13 protein-coding genes and 6 tRNA genes are annotated in these 15,995 nt (G+C 51.7%); 2 read left to right on the top strand and 17 right to left on the bottom strand.

Annotation, left to right across the window (positions count from 1 at the left end; translation table 11 throughout):
• Positions 1 to 8 precede the first annotated feature (8 nt).
• The gene (gene leuS, locus JFY74_15230; GenBank protein ID QQG27436.1) at positions 9 to 2,591 is read right to left on the bottom strand and encodes a leucine--tRNA ligase; all 2,583 of its coding nucleotides are present in this window, start codon (positions 2,589 to 2,591) and stop codon (positions 9 to 11) included.
• Between the two features lie 309 nt (positions 2,592 to 2,900).
• Here leuS and JFY74_15225 point away from each other — a divergent pair, with 309 nt between their 5' ends.
• Positions 2,901 to 3,383, top strand: coding sequence for a zinc ribbon-containing protein (locus JFY74_15225; GenBank protein ID QQG27435.1), 483 nt, complete (start codon positions 2,901 to 2,903; stop codon positions 3,381 to 3,383).
• A gap of 228 nt (positions 3,384 to 3,611) precedes the next feature.
• Here JFY74_15225 and JFY74_15220 read toward each other — a convergent pair whose 3' ends face one another.
• The 9 genes from JFY74_15220 to miaB form a co-directional block, all read right to left on the bottom strand.
• Positions 3,612 to 4,337 (bottom strand): amino acid ABC transporter ATP-binding protein, encoded by a 726-nt coding sequence (locus tag JFY74_15220; GenBank protein QQG27434.1) that lies wholly within the window; start codon positions 4,335 to 4,337, stop codon positions 3,612 to 3,614.
• Positions 4,337 to 5,011, bottom strand: coding sequence for a glutamate/aspartate ABC transporter permease GltK (gltK, locus tag JFY74_15215; GenBank protein ID QQG27433.1), 675 nt, complete (start codon positions 5,009 to 5,011; stop codon positions 4,337 to 4,339). The genes JFY74_15220 and gltK overlap by 1 nt, the downstream gene beginning before the upstream one ends.
• A 3-nt stretch (positions 5,012 to 5,014) precedes the next feature.
• On the bottom strand, positions 5,015 to 5,755 hold the full coding sequence (locus JFY74_15210; protein QQG27432.1) for an amino acid ABC transporter permease: 741 nt from the start codon (positions 5,753 to 5,755) through the stop codon (positions 5,015 to 5,017).
• Positions 5,756 to 5,974: 219 nt separating this feature from the next.
• Positions 5,975 to 6,871, bottom strand: coding sequence for an amino acid ABC transporter substrate-binding protein (locus tag JFY74_15205; protein ID QQG27431.1), 897 nt, complete (start codon positions 6,869 to 6,871; stop codon positions 5,975 to 5,977).
• 452 nt (positions 6,872 to 7,323) lie between these two features.
• A complete protein-coding gene (gene lnt / locus JFY74_15200) occupies positions 7,324 to 8,853 on the bottom strand; it encodes an apolipoprotein N-acyltransferase (protein QQG30554.1) in 1,530 nt (509 codons plus the stop codon).
• 7 nt (positions 8,854 to 8,860) lie between these two features.
• Positions 8,861 to 9,739 (bottom strand): CNNM family magnesium/cobalt transport protein CorC, encoded by an 879-nt coding sequence (corC, locus tag JFY74_15195; protein ID QQG27430.1) that lies wholly within the window; start codon positions 9,737 to 9,739, stop codon positions 8,861 to 8,863.
• Between the two features lie 127 nt (positions 9,740 to 9,866).
• Positions 9,867 to 10,346 (bottom strand): rRNA maturation RNase YbeY, encoded by a 480-nt coding sequence (gene ybeY / locus JFY74_15190; GenBank protein QQG27429.1) that lies wholly within the window; start codon positions 10,344 to 10,346, stop codon positions 9,867 to 9,869.
• Entirely contained in the window at positions 10,343 to 11,401 is a 1,059-nt protein-coding gene (locus JFY74_15185; GenBank protein ID QQG27428.1) for a PhoH family protein, read from the bottom strand. Before JFY74_15185 ends, ybeY begins: the two co-directional genes overlap by 4 nt.
• 268 nt (positions 11,402 to 11,669) lie before the next feature.
• A complete protein-coding gene (gene miaB, locus JFY74_15180) occupies positions 11,670 to 13,094 on the bottom strand; it encodes a tRNA (N6-isopentenyl adenosine(37)-C2)-methylthiotransferase MiaB (protein ID QQG27427.1) in 1,425 nt (474 codons plus the stop codon).
• A gap of 226 nt (positions 13,095 to 13,320) precedes the next feature.
• On the opposite strand from miaB, the gene ubiF reads away from it, so the two are divergent.
• Entirely contained in the window at positions 13,321 to 14,487 is a 1,167-nt protein-coding gene (gene ubiF, locus JFY74_15175; protein ID QQG27426.1) for a 2-octaprenyl-3-methyl-6-methoxy-1,4-benzoquinol hydroxylase, read from the top strand.
• 22 nt (positions 14,488 to 14,509) lie between these two features.
• On the opposite strand, the gene JFY74_15170 is transcribed toward ubiF, so the two are convergent.
• The 7 genes from JFY74_15170 to JFY74_15140 all read right to left on the bottom strand — a co-directional run bounded on the left by JFY74_15170 (position 14,510) and on the right by JFY74_15140 (position 15,881).
• The gene (locus JFY74_15170; GenBank protein QQG27425.1) at positions 14,510 to 15,124 is read right to left on the bottom strand and encodes a hypothetical protein; all 615 of its coding nucleotides are present in this window, start codon (positions 15,122 to 15,124) and stop codon (positions 14,510 to 14,512) included.
• Positions 15,125 to 15,258: 134 nt separating this feature from the next.
• Positions 15,259 to 15,333: transfer RNA gene (locus JFY74_15165), tRNA-Gln, on the bottom strand.
• Between the two features lie 6 nt (positions 15,334 to 15,339).
• Positions 15,340 to 15,416, bottom strand: a tRNA-Met gene (locus JFY74_15160).
• A gap of 53 nt (positions 15,417 to 15,469) precedes the next feature.
• Positions 15,470 to 15,544 (bottom strand) — tRNA-Gln (locus JFY74_15155).
• 35 nt (positions 15,545 to 15,579) lie between these two features.
• Positions 15,580 to 15,654, bottom strand: a tRNA-Gln gene (locus tag JFY74_15150).
• A gap of 57 nt (positions 15,655 to 15,711) precedes the next feature.
• A tRNA-Leu gene (locus JFY74_15145) sits at positions 15,712 to 15,796 on the bottom strand.
• Positions 15,797 to 15,804: 8 nt separating this feature from the next.
• Positions 15,805 to 15,881, bottom strand: a tRNA-Met gene (locus tag JFY74_15140).
• Positions 15,882 to 15,995 lie beyond the last annotated feature (114 nt).

The following is a 15,995-nucleotide window of genomic DNA, read 5'->3' as shown; positions in this document are numbered from 1 at the left end:
TCCTTGCCTTAACCCACAACCAGGTTAAGCAGTTTGCCAGGGACATAAATCACTTTACGAACCGTGACGCCGTCCAGATATTTCGCGACCAGCGGTTCCTGAGCAGCGCGTTCGCGAACCTGTTCTTCGCTCGCGTCAGCGGCAACGGTGATTTTACCACGTACTTTACCGTTAACCTGAACAACGACCAGCTTGGAATCTTCAACCATTGCGTTTTCATCTGCAACTGGCCACGGTGCAGTATCGACGTCGCCTTCACCTTGCAGCGCCTGCCACAGCGTGAAGCAGACGTGCGGCGTGAACGGATACAGCATACGAACGACGGCCAGCAGCGTTTCCTGCGTCAGTGCGCGATCCTGATCGCTGTCCTGCGGCGCTTTCGCCAGTTTGTTCATCAGTTCCATGATGGCGGCGATCGCGGTGTTGAAGGTCTGACGACGGCCGATATCATCGGTCACTTTAGCGATCGTTTTGTGCAGGTCGCGGCGCAGTGATTTCTGATCTTCAGTCAGTGTAGCGATATCCAGAGCCGTTACCGCACCTTTCTCGGTATGCTCGAAGGCTTGTCTCCAGACGCGTTTCAGGAAGCGGTTTGCGCCTTCTACGCCGGATTCCTGCCATTCCAGCGTCATTTCTGCCGGAGAAGCAAACATCATGAACAGACGAACGGTATCTGCACCGTATTTCTCTACCATGACCTGCGGGTCGATGCCGTTGTTTTTGGACTTCGACATTTTGCTCATGCCCGCGTAAACCACGTCACGGCCTTCGTTATCTACGGCTTTGACAATGCGTCCTTTCTCATCACGGTCAACGGTGACGTCGGTCGGAGAAACCCAGACGCGCTCGCCGTTATTACCGAGATAATAGAAGGCATCGGCCAGCACCATGCCCTGACACAGCAGGCGTTTGGCGGGTTCATCAGAGGTAACCAGACCAGCGTCGCGCATCAGTTTGTGGAAGAAGCGGAAATACATCAGGTGCATGATGGCGTGTTCGATACCGCCAACGTATTGGTCAACGGGCAGCCAGTAGTTGGCGGCAGCCGGATCCAGCATTCCCTGATCGTACTGCGGGCAGGTGTAGCGCGCGTAGTACCAGGACGATTCCATAAAGGTGTCGAACGTGTCGGTTTCACGCAGCGCTGGCTGACCGTTAACGGTCGTCTTCGCCCATTCCGGGTTAGATTTCAGCGGGCTGGTGATGCCATCCATCACGACATCTTCCGGCAGGATAACCGGCAACTGATCTTCTGGTGTCGGGATAACGGTACCGTCTTCCAGCGTCACCATTGGGATTGGAGCACCCCAATAACGCTGGCGGGAGACACCCCAGTCACGCAGGCGATAGTTGACTTTACGCTCGCCGATGCCTTTTTCGACCAGCTTATCGGCCATGGCGTTGAACCCGGCTTCGAAATCCAGACCGTCAAACTCACCAGAGTTGAACAGGTTGCCTTTTTCCGTCATCGCCTGAGCGGACAGATCAGGCTCGCTGCCGTCGGCATTCAGGATAACCGGCTTGATGGATAGATCGTATTTGGTGGCGAATTCCCAGTCGCGCTGGTCGTGGCCCGGAACGGCCATCACTGCGCCTGTACCGTATTCCATCAGGACGAAGTTGGCGACCCAGATAGCGACTTTCTCACCGTTAAGCGGGTGAATAGCATACAGGCCAGTGGCCATGCCTTTTTTCTCCATCGTCGCCATATCGGCTTCGGCGACTTTGGTATTACGGCATTCAGCAATGAAATCGGCCAGCGCTGGGTTGGTTGCAGCAGCTTGCGCAGCGAGAGGGTGACCGGCAGCAACGGCAACGTAGGTCACGCCCATGAATGTATCCGGACGTGTGGTATAGACAGTCAGTTTCTCTGCGCTGTCCGCCACGTCAAAGGTGATTTCTACACCTTCGGAACGACCAATCCAGTTACGCTGCATGGTTTTGACCTGTTCAGGCCAGCTTTCCAGCGTATCCAAATCGTTCAGCAATTGGTCTGCATAAGCGGTGATCTTGATAAACCACTGCGGAATCTCTTTACGTTCGACTTTGGTGTCACAGCGCCAGCAGCAGCCGTCGATAACCTGTTCGTTCGCCAGTACGGTCTGGTCATTCGGACACCAGTTAACGGCGGAGGTTTTTTTATAAACCAGACCTTTCTCGTACAGCTTAGTGAAGAACCACTGTTCCCAGCGGTAGTAGTCTGGTTTACAGGTCGCGACTTCACGATCCCAGTCATAGCCAAAGCCCAGCAGTTTGAGCTGGTTTTTCATGTAGTCGATGTTGGCGTATGTCCAAGGGGCAGGCGCGGTGTTGTTTTTAACTGCTGCCCCTTCTGCCGGCAGGCCAAAGGCATCCCAACCGATCGGTTGCAGGACGTTTTTTCCCAGCATGCGCTGATAGCGGGAGATCACGTCGCCGATGGTGTAGTTACGGACGTGGCCCATATGTAGTCGGCCAGAAGGGTAAGGCAGCATGGAAAGGCAATAGTATTTTTCCTTGCCGGGCTGTTCGGTGACTTTAAAGGTCTGCTTCTCTTGCCAGTGAAGCTGGACGTCCGCTTCTATCTCTTCTGGGCGGTATTGCTCTTGCATGGCTGCCAGGGGTCCTGTTTAGTGAAGAATCGCTACGTGAGTAGCCTGTTCTGATTCATAACAAAAGATCCGCATAGCATAGCCGTAAGCGACGCGGGCAACAACACCCAGCGCCCGGCTGAGGAATATTTCTGATTTGTGAGCGATAGACTGCGAGCTGTTGCGCAAATTAGCGACAATTCACCAGAAGAATGGCAAAAATAATCTAAAATAGAGAGAGATAGGCAACGTAGCGGTTTTTGGCCCGGTGTGCCAGACGGCGAATATGCGTTCTTTATCACCCTTCAACCCGCTTATTCAGGAGGAAGCATGAATAAACTAGCCCGCTATTACCGCGAGTTAATGGCTTCAGTGACGGCCCGGCTGAACAACGGTGAACGCGATCTCGACAGTCTGGTGCTGAGCGCCCGTAAAACCTTGCAGGAAAGCTCGGAGCTGACGCAGAAAGAAATAGAGCAGGTGATTCAGGCTGTTCAGCGCGATCTCGAAGAGTTTGCCCGCAGCTATAACGAAAGTCAGGATGAGTTTACTGACAGCGTTTTTATGCGAGTCATCAAGGAAAGCCTGTGGCAGGAACTGGCAGATATTACGGATAAAACGCAGCTAGAGTGGCGCGAGATCTTCAAAGATGTGAATCACCACGGGGTGTACCACAGCGGTGAAGTGGTGGGGCTAGGTAATCTGGTGTGCGAGAACTGCCATCATCATATTGCGTTCTACACGCCGGAGGTTTTGCCACTCTGCCCGAAATGCTCGCATGACCTGTTCCACCGTCAGCCGTTTCAGCCGTAGGCTGTTGGGGCGGCGAGCGGTGGTAATGGGTAGATCGTAAAGACGCTGCAAGTACGTCCCTGTACGCTCGAGCCGCGCGGATATGAATCTCATCCCTGAGATTCACCCTTTCAGGGCCGTCGCAAGCGACGTTCAAAGGCGTTCCTAACGCCTTTGTCCTTGGCGCGGACGCTTTACTCTTCTACCCCATTACCACCGTTCTCGTCCTGCAAAGCATGTCTGCAGATATTAATGCAGGATTTTCGCCAGGAAGTCTTTAGCGCGTTCGGACTGTGGGTTATTGAAGAAATCATCCTTGCGGGTGTCTTCAACGATTTTGCCCTCATCCATAAAGATCACGCGGTGCGCCACTTTACGGGCAAAGCCCATTTCATGGGTGACGACCATCATGGTCATGCCTTCCTGCGCCAATTCAACCATAACGTCCAACACTTCGTTGATCATCTCTGGATCGAGCGCGGATGTCGGTTCGTCGAATAACATCGCAATAGGATCCATGCACAGCGCGCGGGCGATAGCGACACGCTGTTGCTGACCACCGGAAAGCTGCCCTGGGAATTTGTTGGCGTGTGCTGATAGCCCAACACGCTCCAGAAGCTTCTGTGCTTTGGCTTTGGCGTCTTCACGCTTACGTTTCAGCACTTTTACCTGTGCCAGCGTCAGGTTCTCGATAATCGACAGGTGTGGGAACAGTTCAAAGTGCTGGAACACCATCCCGACTTTGGAACGCAACTGAGCCAGATTGGTTTTGTTATCGTTAACGGCAATGCCATTGACGGTAATTTCACCTTTTTGAATCGGTTCCAGACCGTTTACGGTTTTGATCAGGGTTGATTTGCCAGAGCCTGAAGGCCCGCAGACGACCACAACTTCACCTTTTTTTACTTCTGTGGAGCAGTCGGCTAGCACCTGAAATTGGCCGTACCATTTAGAAACATTTTTCAGGGAAATCATCAAACCGTCCTTTTTTTCAGGTAACTGACCAGCATTGAGGCAGTAATGCTGAAGAGAAAATAAATGAACCCAGCAAACAGGATCATTTCAACTTGTGTTCCGTCACGCTCGCCGATGGTTGAGGCGGTACGGAAGAAATCAGCGAGGCTGAGCACGTAAACCAGTGAGGTATCCTGGAACAGAACAATCCCCTGCGTCAGCAGCAGCGGCACCATAGCGCGGAATGCCTGTGGCAGAATAACCAGCTTCATGGATTGCCAGTGCGTCATGCCTAATGCTAACGCTGCGGAGGATTGACCGCGTGACACGCTGAGAATACCCGCACGAATGATTTCCGAATAATAGGCTGCCTCGAACAGCGAGAAGGCTACCATAGCTGAAATCAGTCGAATATCGGTTTTCGGCGATAGCCCAAGCACATTTTGTAATAAGCTAGGAACCACCAGATAGAACCACAGCAGCACCATGACGAGCGGAACTGAACGGAACAGGTTCACATACAGTTTGGCGAACCAACTGATGGGTTTGATCGGCGACAGGCGCATCACCGCCAGAATCGTGCCCCAGACAATCCCGAAGACCACCGCCGTTAGCGTAATTTTGAGTGTGACGACCATCCCCTGAATCAGGTACGGCATGCTTGGCCCAATTGAGCTCCAGTCAAATTCATGCATGATTTATTTGCTCCCCATATTGCCCGGCAAACGGGTTTTTCGCTCAACGACCTGCATAATCAACATAATGATGGCATTGATGCCAACGTACGCCAGCGTGATGGCGGTAAAGGATTCATACGCGTGGGCGGAATAGTCCAGCAGTTTCCCTGCCTGTGCAGCCATATCAACCAGACCAATCGTGGAAGCGATGGCCGAGTTTTTTACCAGATTCAGCATCTCTGACGTCAGCGGCGGAACAATCACGCGGTACGCATTCGGCAGTAACACATAGCGGTAGGTTTGCGGCAGCGTCAGTCCCATCGCCAGCCCGGCCGCTTTCTGTCCGCGTGGTAAAGACTGAATTCCCGCGCGCACCTGCTCACAAACGCGCGCTGCGGTGAAGAGCCCCAGACAAATCATCGATGACAGGAAGAATTGAATATTCGGGTCTAGCTCTGCTTTAAACCACATGCCGATGTTGACGGGAAGCAGCTCGGGGACCACCAGATACCAGGTAAAGAACTGGACAATCAGTGGGACGTTGCGAAATAGTTCGACGTAGCAGGTGCCAATGCCCGCAAGGAAACGATTTGGGACGGTACGCAGGATTCCAAATAAAGAACCAATGAGAAACGCGATAATCCAGGCACAGATAGATAATGTGACGGTGACTTGCAGACCGGACAAAATCCACCCGAGGTAGGTTGTGTTGCCGAAGGGGGCGGCTTGTAGAAATATGCCCCAGTTCCAATCTATTGACATAACGAACTCCGGTAAAAAAAGGGTAGCGAAGCTACCCTGAAGATTGATGAGCGGCCATATTCCCGTTCTGTTTCAAACTACAGGCGTATTGTTTATTTTCCTGTTTATCGAAATTTCTCGGGGCAACATGTGATGGGGAACGACCATCACATGCCTGTCTGTCCTGCCACGAATCAGCAATCAGAGGGCAGATGACTCTGCCCTTATTTTCATTATTAATTAGTTTAGTGCTTTGTCATTTGGCGCTTTGAACAAGGCCTTCATTTCATCTGACAGTGCAAAGTTCAGGTTAAGATCTTTTGGTGGAATTGGCTGTTTGAACCAGCGATCGAACCATTTTTCAGCTTCACCGGAGGTTTGAACTTCGGCGATGGTGTCATCAACCAGTTTCTTGAATTGCGGATCGTCTTTACGCAGCATACAGCCGTAGGCTTCTTCAGACTGTGCTTTGCCGACGATATCCCACTGATCGGCGTTTTTCGCTTTCGCACGTTCGCCCGCCAGCAGTGCATCATCCATCATAAAGGCGACAGCACGGCCGCTTTCCAGCGTACGAAAGGAGTCACCGTGGTCTTTCGCACTGATGATACGCATCTTCAGCTGTTTTTCTTCATTCAGCTTGTTCAGCAGAACTTCAGAGGTGGTGCCGGAAGTCACTACGACGGTTTTACCCGCCAGATCTGGGAAGTCTTTTACGCCGGAATCTTTTTTGGTTAACAGACGCGTACCGACCACGAAAATGGTGTTAGAGAACGCGGCTTGTTTCTGACGTTCCAGGTTGTTAGTCGTTGAGCCACATTCAAAATCAAAGGTACCGTTCTGCAACAGCGGGATACGATTCTGAGAGGTGATAGGGAGTAGCTTGACCTGCAGATTAGGCGCATCCAGTTTTTTCTTAACCGCTTCGACAATTTTGTCAGAGTAGGCTTGAGAGTAGCCGACCACTTTTTGCGTGTTGTCATAGTAAGAGAAAGGCACGGACGATTCGCGGTGTCCAATGACGATCACGCCATTATCTTTGACCTTTTTCAATGTACCGGCCAGATCTTCAGCCTGAGCTACGCTGGCGGCGGTGCCAAGCAGAAGCAGTGATAATGCCAGTTTACGCATTTGCATGTTCTAACTCCTTTGCTGTCGTTGCAGTGCAATAGTTATAGCGCTGTCATTAATAACCGTATGGTTAATGTGCCCGTTATCTTCAAGTTAGCATTGTCTTCAAGGTAAACAGCGTATCGCTGCATCACTCATAATGCTTTGCTACCTCTCAGTGATAACGCTGCACCGTTAAAGCGCGAAATTACTGTCTATACAGTTAAAAAGTAGCTGATTGTAAATAGATTGAAATAGAAATGTTTGTTTTTTGCGATATCCGCCGCACCAAATGGCAGCAATGTCAAAGGGTGGCACCAATTTGGTGCGTCACTTGCCCCAGTAGAGAGCTTTACGCCGACGTAATATCCAAAAAAATACAGAAACAACCATTTACAGGGTAATAAGAGGCAAATACCGTGCCATAAATAAAAAAAGGCATGCAAAAGCATGCCCTTAGGGATGTGAGGAGGGGACGATTATCGGCGACGCAAACCGAAGAAAGCGGCAGCGGCACCGCCCAGTAGCGTAATGATCCAGAGCGGCCAGGAACCGAAGCGCGCATAAGGCGTTATCCCCGTTGCTGGCACGACCTGCGTGCTCAGCACCGCGCGCGTAAACTGCGGCAGGCTAGCGCCGACCTCGCCATCTGGCGTAATGACCCCTGTGACGCCGTTATTGGTGCTACGCACCAGAGGGCGCCCTAATTCCAGTGCGCGCATGCGAGCCATCTGGAAGTGTTGCCACGGGCCGATTGAATGACCAAACCAGGCATCGTTCGAGATGGTCAGCAGCATATCGGTGTCTGGCCGGAAGTTATCACGCAATTGCTGGCCTAAGATAATTTCATAACAAATAGCGGCGTTGAGCTTGAAGCCATGAACAGAAAGCTGGGGCTGAACGTAGTCTCCTCGGCTAAATGACGACATCGGGAGATCGAAGAACGGTGCCAGCGGACGTAACAACGTTTCCAACGGAACAAACTCGCCAAAAGGCACCAGATGGTTTTTGTTGTAACGGTTCGTTGTGGGGTAGTGATATGGATCTTTGTCGCCCAAAACGATCACTGAGTTATAAAAATCGGTTTTATTTCCCTCACGCCTGATATCGACGATACCCGTAATCAGGCTGCTATTTCGGCTACGCAGGATATCGTCAATCTGCTTCAAATAGGCAGCCTGACGGCTTTCAATATCGGGAATCGCGGTTTCCGGCCAGATAACGATGGGCGCTTTGTCCATATAGGGCAGGCTGTTATCCAGATAAATCTTCAGCGTGTTCAGCAGCTCGTCTTGTTCCCACTTCATAGCCTGTGGGATATCGCCCTGTACCAGCGCGACATTGACGGCACGTTCTGTTTGCAGGGTGTACCACTGCACGTTGCGCAGCGGCCATGATAAAACGAAAACGCCGATAGCAATGGCCGCCGGTACGATTTTTCGTTGGCTGATGGCATAAACGAACAGCCCGCTGAGGCTCATCAGCAGGAAGGTAATGGTGTCGATACCCAGAATGGGCGCAATACCTTTCAGCGGGCCGTCAATTTGGCTGTAGCCGAATTGCAGCCATGGAAAACCGGTGAGCACCCAGCCGCGCAGAAATTCAGTTAACTGCCAGAGCACAGGGGCAGCAAGCGTCAGACGCCATAGCGTTGCCTTTGGCCACAGGCGTGAGAGCAAGGCAGAAAACAGCAGGGGATAGAGCGACAAATAGGCGGCGAGCAGGATAACCAGCGCAATATTGACAGGGCCCGGCATTCCGCCAAACTGCGCGATGCTGACGTAAACCCAGTTAACGCCGCTACCGAACAGACCCAATCCCCAGCAAAACCCTATCCAAGCTGACTGACGACTCGTACGGTTGAGCGTCAGCGCCTGTAGGCCCATGAGCGAGATAATCGCCGCGGGCCAGAAATCAAAGGGAGAAAATGCCAGCGTGCCACAGGCACCAAATAAGAGCGCCAGCAGGGCTTTAACCTGCTGGCGTTGTAGAAAAGAAGCGACAACCATTGCCAAATTATTCTTCCAATTTTGGTTGAGGGGCATTGTCAGGGATTCTGACATGAACCTGAATAATACGGCGGCTGTCCGCCATCGCAACCTTAAACAGGTAACCTTCTATGTCGATGGTTTCGCCACGGGCAGGAAGATGGCCGAAAGACTGCATAACCAAGCCGCCAATAGTGTCGACCTCGTCATCGCTGAACCGTGTGCCGAAAGCCTCGTTAAAATCTTCGATATCGGTTAAAGCACGAACGGTGTAGGTCTGGCGATTAAGCTGGCGAATATCTCGGTCTTCTTCATCGTCATATTCGTCTTCAATTTCGCCGACAATCAGCTCAAGAATATCTTCAATCGTGACCAGGCCGGATACGCCACCAAACTCATCGATGACAATCGCCATGTGATAGCGCAGCGAACGGAACTCATTCAGCATCCTATCAACGCGTTTACTTTCCGGCACAACCACGGCGGAACGCAGAACTTTATCCATACTGAATGGCTCGGAATCGCTGCGCATGAACGGCAGCAAATCCTTCGCCATCAGGATGCCTTCAATGTGGTCTTTATCTTCGCTAATGACGGGGAAACGAGAGTGGGCGGATTCGATAATCACGTCCAGACACTCTTCCAGCGTTTGATCGCGCTTGAGCGTAATCATCTGCGAGCGAGGGATCATGATGTCGCGTACACGCTGGTCGGCGATATCCATGACGCCTTCGAGCATATCTCGTGTTTCAGGATCGATCAGATCATTCTGTTCGGAATCACGAATCAGAGTGAGTAAACCGTTACGATCTTTTGGCTCGCCGTGAAAAAGCTGATTAAGAATAAGAGAAAAGAAGCCCTTTTTGGGACTGGGTGCATCGCTGTTTTGAGAATGGTCGTCGCTCATGCGTTTTAATTAACATCACTCTTGTTAAAGGATTATTGCCAGCAACTGGAAGCGGCACAGTGGCTGATATGTGAAGACAAATGCCCGATATCTTCCCGATCTCGAGCTAGACAAAATGTATTTCTATTTATTCGGTGAGGCCATCTTTTTCTGCAAGGTAGGGATCGGCATAACCCATGCCCTGCATAATCTCGGTTTCCAGCGCTTCCATTTCTTCGGCTTCGCTGTCTTCGATATGGTCGTACCCTAGCAGATGCAGGCTACCATGGACAACCATATGCGCCCAGTGCTCTTCTATGGTTTTTTCCTGCTCGGCGGCTTCACGCTCGACAACCTGACGGCAGATGATTAAATCGCCAAGCAAAGGAAGCTCGACTTCAGGCGGTGCCTCAAAAGGAAACGACAGCACGTTGGTTGGCTTGTCTTTACCACGATAGGTGTTATTCAGGTCGCGGCTTTCGGCCTCATCCACGATACGGATGGTGACTTCAGAGACTTCCTGAAACTGCGGCAGAACGCCTTCCAGCCAGCGCTGAAAGTCTTTTTCTTCCGGTAGCCCCTGTGCTTGCTCGCTGGCGATTTGTAAATCCAGAATCACCTGACTCATTTTTGCTCCTGATCTGATGCCGCAGCCTGTGCTTCACGCTTACGCTGTTCTGCTAAGGCGTCTTTACGTTTCTGTTCGGCATTTTCCCACGCTTCATAGGCATTCACAATCCGTGCGACCACTGGATGGCGCACCACGTCTTCGCTGTGGAAAAAGTTAAAGCTGATCTCTTCCACATCAGCCAGCACTTCTATCGCGTGGCGTAAGCCGGATTTCAGATTCTTCGGCAGATCGATCTGCGTGACGTCACCCGTGATGACCGCTTTTGAGTTGAACCCGATGCGTGTCAGGAACATTTTCATCTGTTCGATGGTGGTGTTCTGGCTTTCATCCAGAATGATAAAGGCATCGTTTAGCGTTCGGCCACGCATGTAAGCCAGCGGCGCGACTTCAATCACGTTGCGTTCGATGAGCTTCTCTACACGCTCAAAGCCCAGCATTTCAAACAGGGCATCATAAAGTGGGCGCAAATAAGGATCGACTTTCTGGCTCAGATCGCCAGGCAGGAAACCCAGCTTTTCACCCGCTTCGACTGCTGGGCGCGTTAACAGAATGCGGCGAATATCCTGACGCTCCAACGCATCTACGGCGGCAGCGACAGCTAAGTAGGTTTTCCCCGTTCCCGCAGGGCCAACGCCGAACGTGATGTCGTGATCGAGGATGTTGGCGACATACTGCGCCTGATTCGGTGTACGCGGTTTGATCACGCCGCGTTTGGTGCGGATGTTGACCACTTTGCCATAGTCAGGAACGTGTTCCGCAGACTGTTCCAGCACGCGGGATTCTTTAATCGCAAGGTGAATTTGCTCAGGATCGATATCACCAATGACGCCACGTACCGGGGCCGTATCGACATACAGACGTTGCAGGATATCGGCGGCAGCTTGCGTCAGCAGGCTTTTACCGACCAGTTTAAATTGATTATCCCGGCGGTTGATCTCTATGCCTAAGCGGCGTTCTAACTGTTTAATATTGTCATCAAACGGACCGCAAAGGCTGAGCAGGCGTTGGTTATCGGCGGGTTCAAGGGCAATCTCTTTTGTCGTTACGTTCAAATTATTCCTCTTGAGCGTTACTGTGCTGGCTCCATCCTGCCCGCACAAAGTGAACAGTTGTCAGACGGCCTGATGTGTCCGCCCTATGGATGAATTATTCATCGTGAATGCCCGATGGTGCAAGTCACAATCATGATATTGGGATGCTGCCTCGCAAAAGCAAATGTAAGCAGCATGAAATTGAAACGGATTATTGAATGGATAACCTGCCATAAAAAATGGGTGGCAAAGCCACCCACCATCATGCTGAGACGGGAATGAACGTCGGTTACGGCTGATAGAACCCGACGCCAATCTCATTCTCTTTGCGGGTACGCGCAATCACGGAAGATGGTGATTCATGTACGCGCAGATCCATTTGATCTTCGGTACGTACCACGATGCCGCGCAGCGAGTTGGTATAAACATCAACGATTTCCACATCGACGAATTTACCGATCATATCCGGCGTGCCTTCGAAGTTAACGACGCGGTTATTTTCCGTACGGCCAGACAGCTCCATCACACTCTTACGTGAGGTGCCTTCTACCAGAATACGCTGGATGGTGCCTACCATGAGGCGGCTAAACCGCATTGCCTGCTGAGTGATGCGTTCTTGCAGAAGATACAGACGCTGTTTTTTCTCTTCTTCTGGCACATCATCAACCATATCCGCCGCCGGTGTTCCTGGACGGGCGGAATAGACAAAGCTGTAGCTCATATCGAAATTCACATCGGCAATCAGCTTCATCGTCTGTTCAAAGTCAGCCTGCGTTTCACCAGGGAAACCGACGATAAAGTCAGAGCTAATCAGGATGCCAGGGCGCGCGTTGTGCAGCTTACGGATGATCGCTTTGTATTCCAGCGCGGTATGGCGGCGTTTCATCATCGTCAGCACGCGGTCAGAGCCGCTTTGCACCGGTAAATGCAGGAAGCTGACCAACTCCGGGGTATCTTCATAGACGCTGATAATATCGTCTGTGAACTCAATCGGATGGCTGGTAGTGAAGCGAACACGGTCGATCCCGTCAATAGCGGCAACCAGACGCAGCAGCTCAGCAAAGGAGCAGATTTCACCGTCATAGGTTTCGCCGCGATAAGCGTTGACGTTCTGTCCTAAAAGGTTAACTTCACGCACGCCTTGCGCGGCCAGCTGAGCGATTTCAAACAACACATCATCGCACGGGCGGCTGACTTCTTCGCCGCGGGTATAAGGCACAACGCAGAATGTGCAATATTTATTACAGCCTTCCATGATGGAGACGAAAGCCGTCGGCCCTTCGGCGCGCGGTTCTGGCAGGCGGTCGAATTTTTCGATTTCAGGGAAACTGATGTCAACGATGGGGCTACGCGTGCCCTGAACGTGATTAATCATTTCCGGCAGGCGGTGCAAGGTTTGCGGGCCAAAAATAACGTCAACGTAGTGCGCACGTTCACGAATATGCGCGCCTTCCTGTGACGCCACGCAGCCACCGACACCAATAATCAGGTTCGGATTGAGATCTTTCAGCGTTTTCCAACGGCCAAGTTGATGGAAGACCTTTTCCTGCGCCTTTTCACGGATCGAGCAGGTATTGAGCAGCAGGACATCGGCTTCTTCAGCGATTTCAGTCAGCTCATAGCCGTGCGTACTTCCCAGTAAATCAGCCATCTTCGATGAATCGTACTCATTCATCTGACAGCCCCAGGTTTTAATATGCAGTTTTTTTGTCATCGACTTACCATTACTCAGTGCGGATAAGAAAGATTCCCCTCATTTGGGGGGGTATTGTAATCGCTCGCCGACGTTGTGACCAGCGCCGGAAACCACGCTGATTTGATAACTCCTTACTTTCTATAAAAATGCGGCTTTTCTGAAAAGTTACCCGCAAATCCAGTACACTATTTTCATGCATTTTTACTGGTGTGAATAAACCAGAACCAGAGAGGATAAAGCCAATATGCATTACGATGCGATTGTGGTTGGCGGTGGCATGGTCGGTGCGGCCGCGGCGCTTGGGCTGGCACAGCAAGGATTTCAGGTTGCAGTCGTTGAGCAGGAAATGCCGACGCTGTTTGATGCCGCCAGTCCGCCAGATTTACGGATCTCGGCGATTGGTTATGCGTCGGTTGCGCTATTGAAAGAACTGGGCGCATGGCAGCGGGTACAGCAGATGCGCAGCGCGCCTTACCGTCGGCTGGAAACCTGGGAATGGGCGAATGCCAGAGTCGTTTTTGATGCTGCCGACATTCACCTGCCTGAACTGGGTTTTATGGTGGAAAACCGCGTGCTGCAACTGGCGCTTTGGGAAAGTTTGCAAGAAGAGGATCGCTGCCAATGCTATTGCCCAGCTACGCCGCAGAACTTGCAACGCACCGATGATGGTTGGTGTTTACAGCTTGCTGATGGGCAACAGCTGACGGCTGCGCTGGTGATGGGGGCCGATGGCGCGAATTCTCAGGTTCGCCAGTGGGCGGGGATTGGCATCAGCGGCTGGCAGTATCGTCAGTCTTGTATGTTGATCGGCGTAGAGACCTCTCAACCCCAGCAGGATGTGACCTGGCAGCAGTTTACGCCGAGCGGCCCGCGTGCGTTTTTGCCGCTGTTTGACCAGTGGGGATCGCTGGTGTGGTATGACAGTCCGCAGCGCATTCGTCAGCTTCAGGCGATGCCGCTTACACAGCTGGATAAAGAAATTGCGGCCGCGTTTCCTGAGCGATTGGGCGCGGTCAAGGCGCTCTCCGCCGGATCATTCCCGCTGGTCAGACGCCATGCGCAAACCTATATCAAGCCAGGCTTGGTGCTGCTGGGCGATGCCGCGCATACCATCAATCCGCTGGCAGGGCAGGGGGTTAATCTGGGGTATCGCGACGTTGAGGCGCTGCTGGATGTGCTAATTAACGCACGCAATGCGGGAGAAGAATGGGCTTCTGAGCGTGTTTTACGCCGCTATCAGTGCCGCCGTATGCCGGATAATCTGATGATGCAAAGCGGGATGGATCTCTTCTATAACGCGTTCAGTAATGCGTTACCGCCGCTGAGCTTTGCACGCAATATGGCGCTGATGGTTGCACAGCGCGCTGGCGTGTTAAAACAGCGCGCATTGAAATATGCCATTGGCGTCTGATGAATAATGAGGACGCCGCCCGCTACTGCACGGGCTCGGCGGTGAAGATAATATCGGTGTCCTCATTGGTTGTTGCGGTAAAGCGAACCTTTCCTATCTGCCGAACACTTTTGCCTGAGGCTTGGCTATCCTGAAGCAGGCCGAACATCATCTCGGTCAGCTCAGGGCTTTCCAGATTGTTCTCGCCCAATAGCGCAGAAAATGCGGCTGTGACGATTTGCAGATTCAGTCTTGTTGCTTCGGGGGATTCTGACGCGGCGTTGAGTATCACGAGTCCATTAAGCTGTTGGCCTTTACTCTCTACTGACCCAATTAATCCAACATGCTCGTTAAAAATGTGCTGAAAGTCATCGACGGAGCTTCCCTTTTCCAACTTAATGGTCAATTTAAGGGGGATATTGAGTTTCGTCAGATTGGCATTCATCCGATCAGCGAACGTTTGCGATGACATCTTAAAAGAAGAGACATTGGCGGCATAAGCTGACGTGATGAAGCAAAACAGCAACGCCACGCTGAGTAACAGTGTGGTTAACTGCGGGCGTCTGACAGACCATCGCGATTGACCGATGTTATTCTGCTGTGGCAGCACAACGTGGCTGAAACCATGAGTAACAGAGGATGTAGATAAAACCTTCATGCCCGCCCTTTTAGGAAAATCGAATGATTGGTTTGGATATATTAACACCAGACTATGTTAATACCAGACATAACAAAACGGGGCGACGTCTTTCGACTGTCGCCCCGTTTCTTTGCTGTTTTACCAGCTTTATTTGGCTGGGGTACGAGGATTCGAACCTCGGAATGCCGGAATCAGAATCCGGTGCCTTACCGCTTGGCGATACCCCAAAAATATGGTGGCTACGACGGGAATCGAACCTGTGACCCCAGCATTATGAGTGCTGTGCTCTAACCAGCTGAGCTACGTAGCCAAACTTATTGCTAATGTTACTTCACTTCAACAAATCTTCTACTATCAAGTAGATGGCTGGGGTACCTGGATTCGAACCAGGGAATGCTGGTATCAAAAACCAGTGCCTTACCGCTTGGCGATACCCCAACAGGACAACGAGTTTTCCAGCATATGTTTTGAAATGGCTGGGGTACCTGGATTCGAACCAGGGAATGCCGGTATCAAAAACCGGTGCCTTACCGCTTGGCGATACCCCAATCACTACAAAACACCAACAGGCTTCGAAAAGCGATGTCAGACCGAGAAGATGATAATGGTGCGGGAGGCGAGACTTGAACTCGCACACCTTGCGGCGCCAGAACCTAAATCTGGTGCGTCTACCAATTTCGCCACTCCCGCAAAAAATATGGTGGCTACGACGGGAATCGAACCTGTGACCCCAGCATTATGAGTGCTGTGCTCTAACCAGCTGAGCTACGTAGCCATCTTTTCCGCGTCACCTTCATCGGCGTTGCGGGGCGCATTATGCGTAGTTGGCCTAATTGCGTCAACTAGTTTTTTCCCGAAAAGTGCCCTCAATGTATCGTTTGTTTGGGTT

This window comes from Pectobacterium carotovorum (assembly GCA_016415585.1).
Classification (GTDB): domain Bacteria; phylum Pseudomonadota; class Gammaproteobacteria; order Enterobacterales; family Enterobacteriaceae; genus Pectobacterium; species Pectobacterium carotovorum_K.
Note: the sequence above shows the minus strand (reverse complement) of the source record. Positions and strands in the feature narration are given on the sequence as shown.

Coding starts and splice junctions, on each gene's coding strand:
- leuS (QQG27436.1), bottom strand. CDS start 2,591: ATGCAAGAGCAATACCGCCCAGAAGAGATAGAAGCGGACGTCCAGCTT.
- JFY74_15225 (QQG27435.1), top strand. CDS start 2,901: ATGAATAAACTAGCCCGCTATTACCGCGAGTTAATGGCTTCAGTGACG.
- JFY74_15220 (QQG27434.1), bottom strand. CDS start 4,337: ATGATTTCCCTGAAAAATGTTTCTAAATGGTACGGCCAATTTCAGGTG.
- gltK (QQG27433.1), bottom strand. CDS start 5,011: ATGCATGAATTTGACTGGAGCTCAATTGGGCCAAGCATGCCGTACCTG.
- JFY74_15210 (QQG27432.1), bottom strand. CDS start 5,755: ATGTCAATAGATTGGAACTGGGGCATATTTCTACAAGCCGCCCCCTTC.
- JFY74_15205 (QQG27431.1), bottom strand. CDS start 6,871: ATGCAAATGCGTAAACTGGCATTATCACTGCTTCTGCTTGGCACCGCC.
- lnt (QQG30554.1), bottom strand. CDS start 8,853: ATGGTTGTCGCTTCTTTTCTACAACGCCAGCAGGTTAAAGCCCTGCTG.
- corC (QQG27430.1), bottom strand. CDS start 9,739: ATGAGCGACGACCATTCTCAAAACAGCGATGCACCCAGTCCCAAAAAG.
- ybeY (QQG27429.1), bottom strand. CDS start 10,346: ATGAGTCAGGTGATTCTGGATTTACAAATCGCCAGCGAGCAAGCACAG.
- miaB (QQG27427.1), bottom strand. CDS start 13,094: ATGACAAAAAAACTGCATATTAAAACCTGGGGCTGTCAGATGAATGAG.
- ubiF (QQG27426.1), top strand. CDS start 13,321: ATGCATTACGATGCGATTGTGGTTGGCGGTGGCATGGTCGGTGCGGCC.
- JFY74_15170 (QQG27425.1), bottom strand. CDS start 15,124: ATGAAGGTTTTATCTACATCCTCTGTTACTCATGGTTTCAGCCACGTT.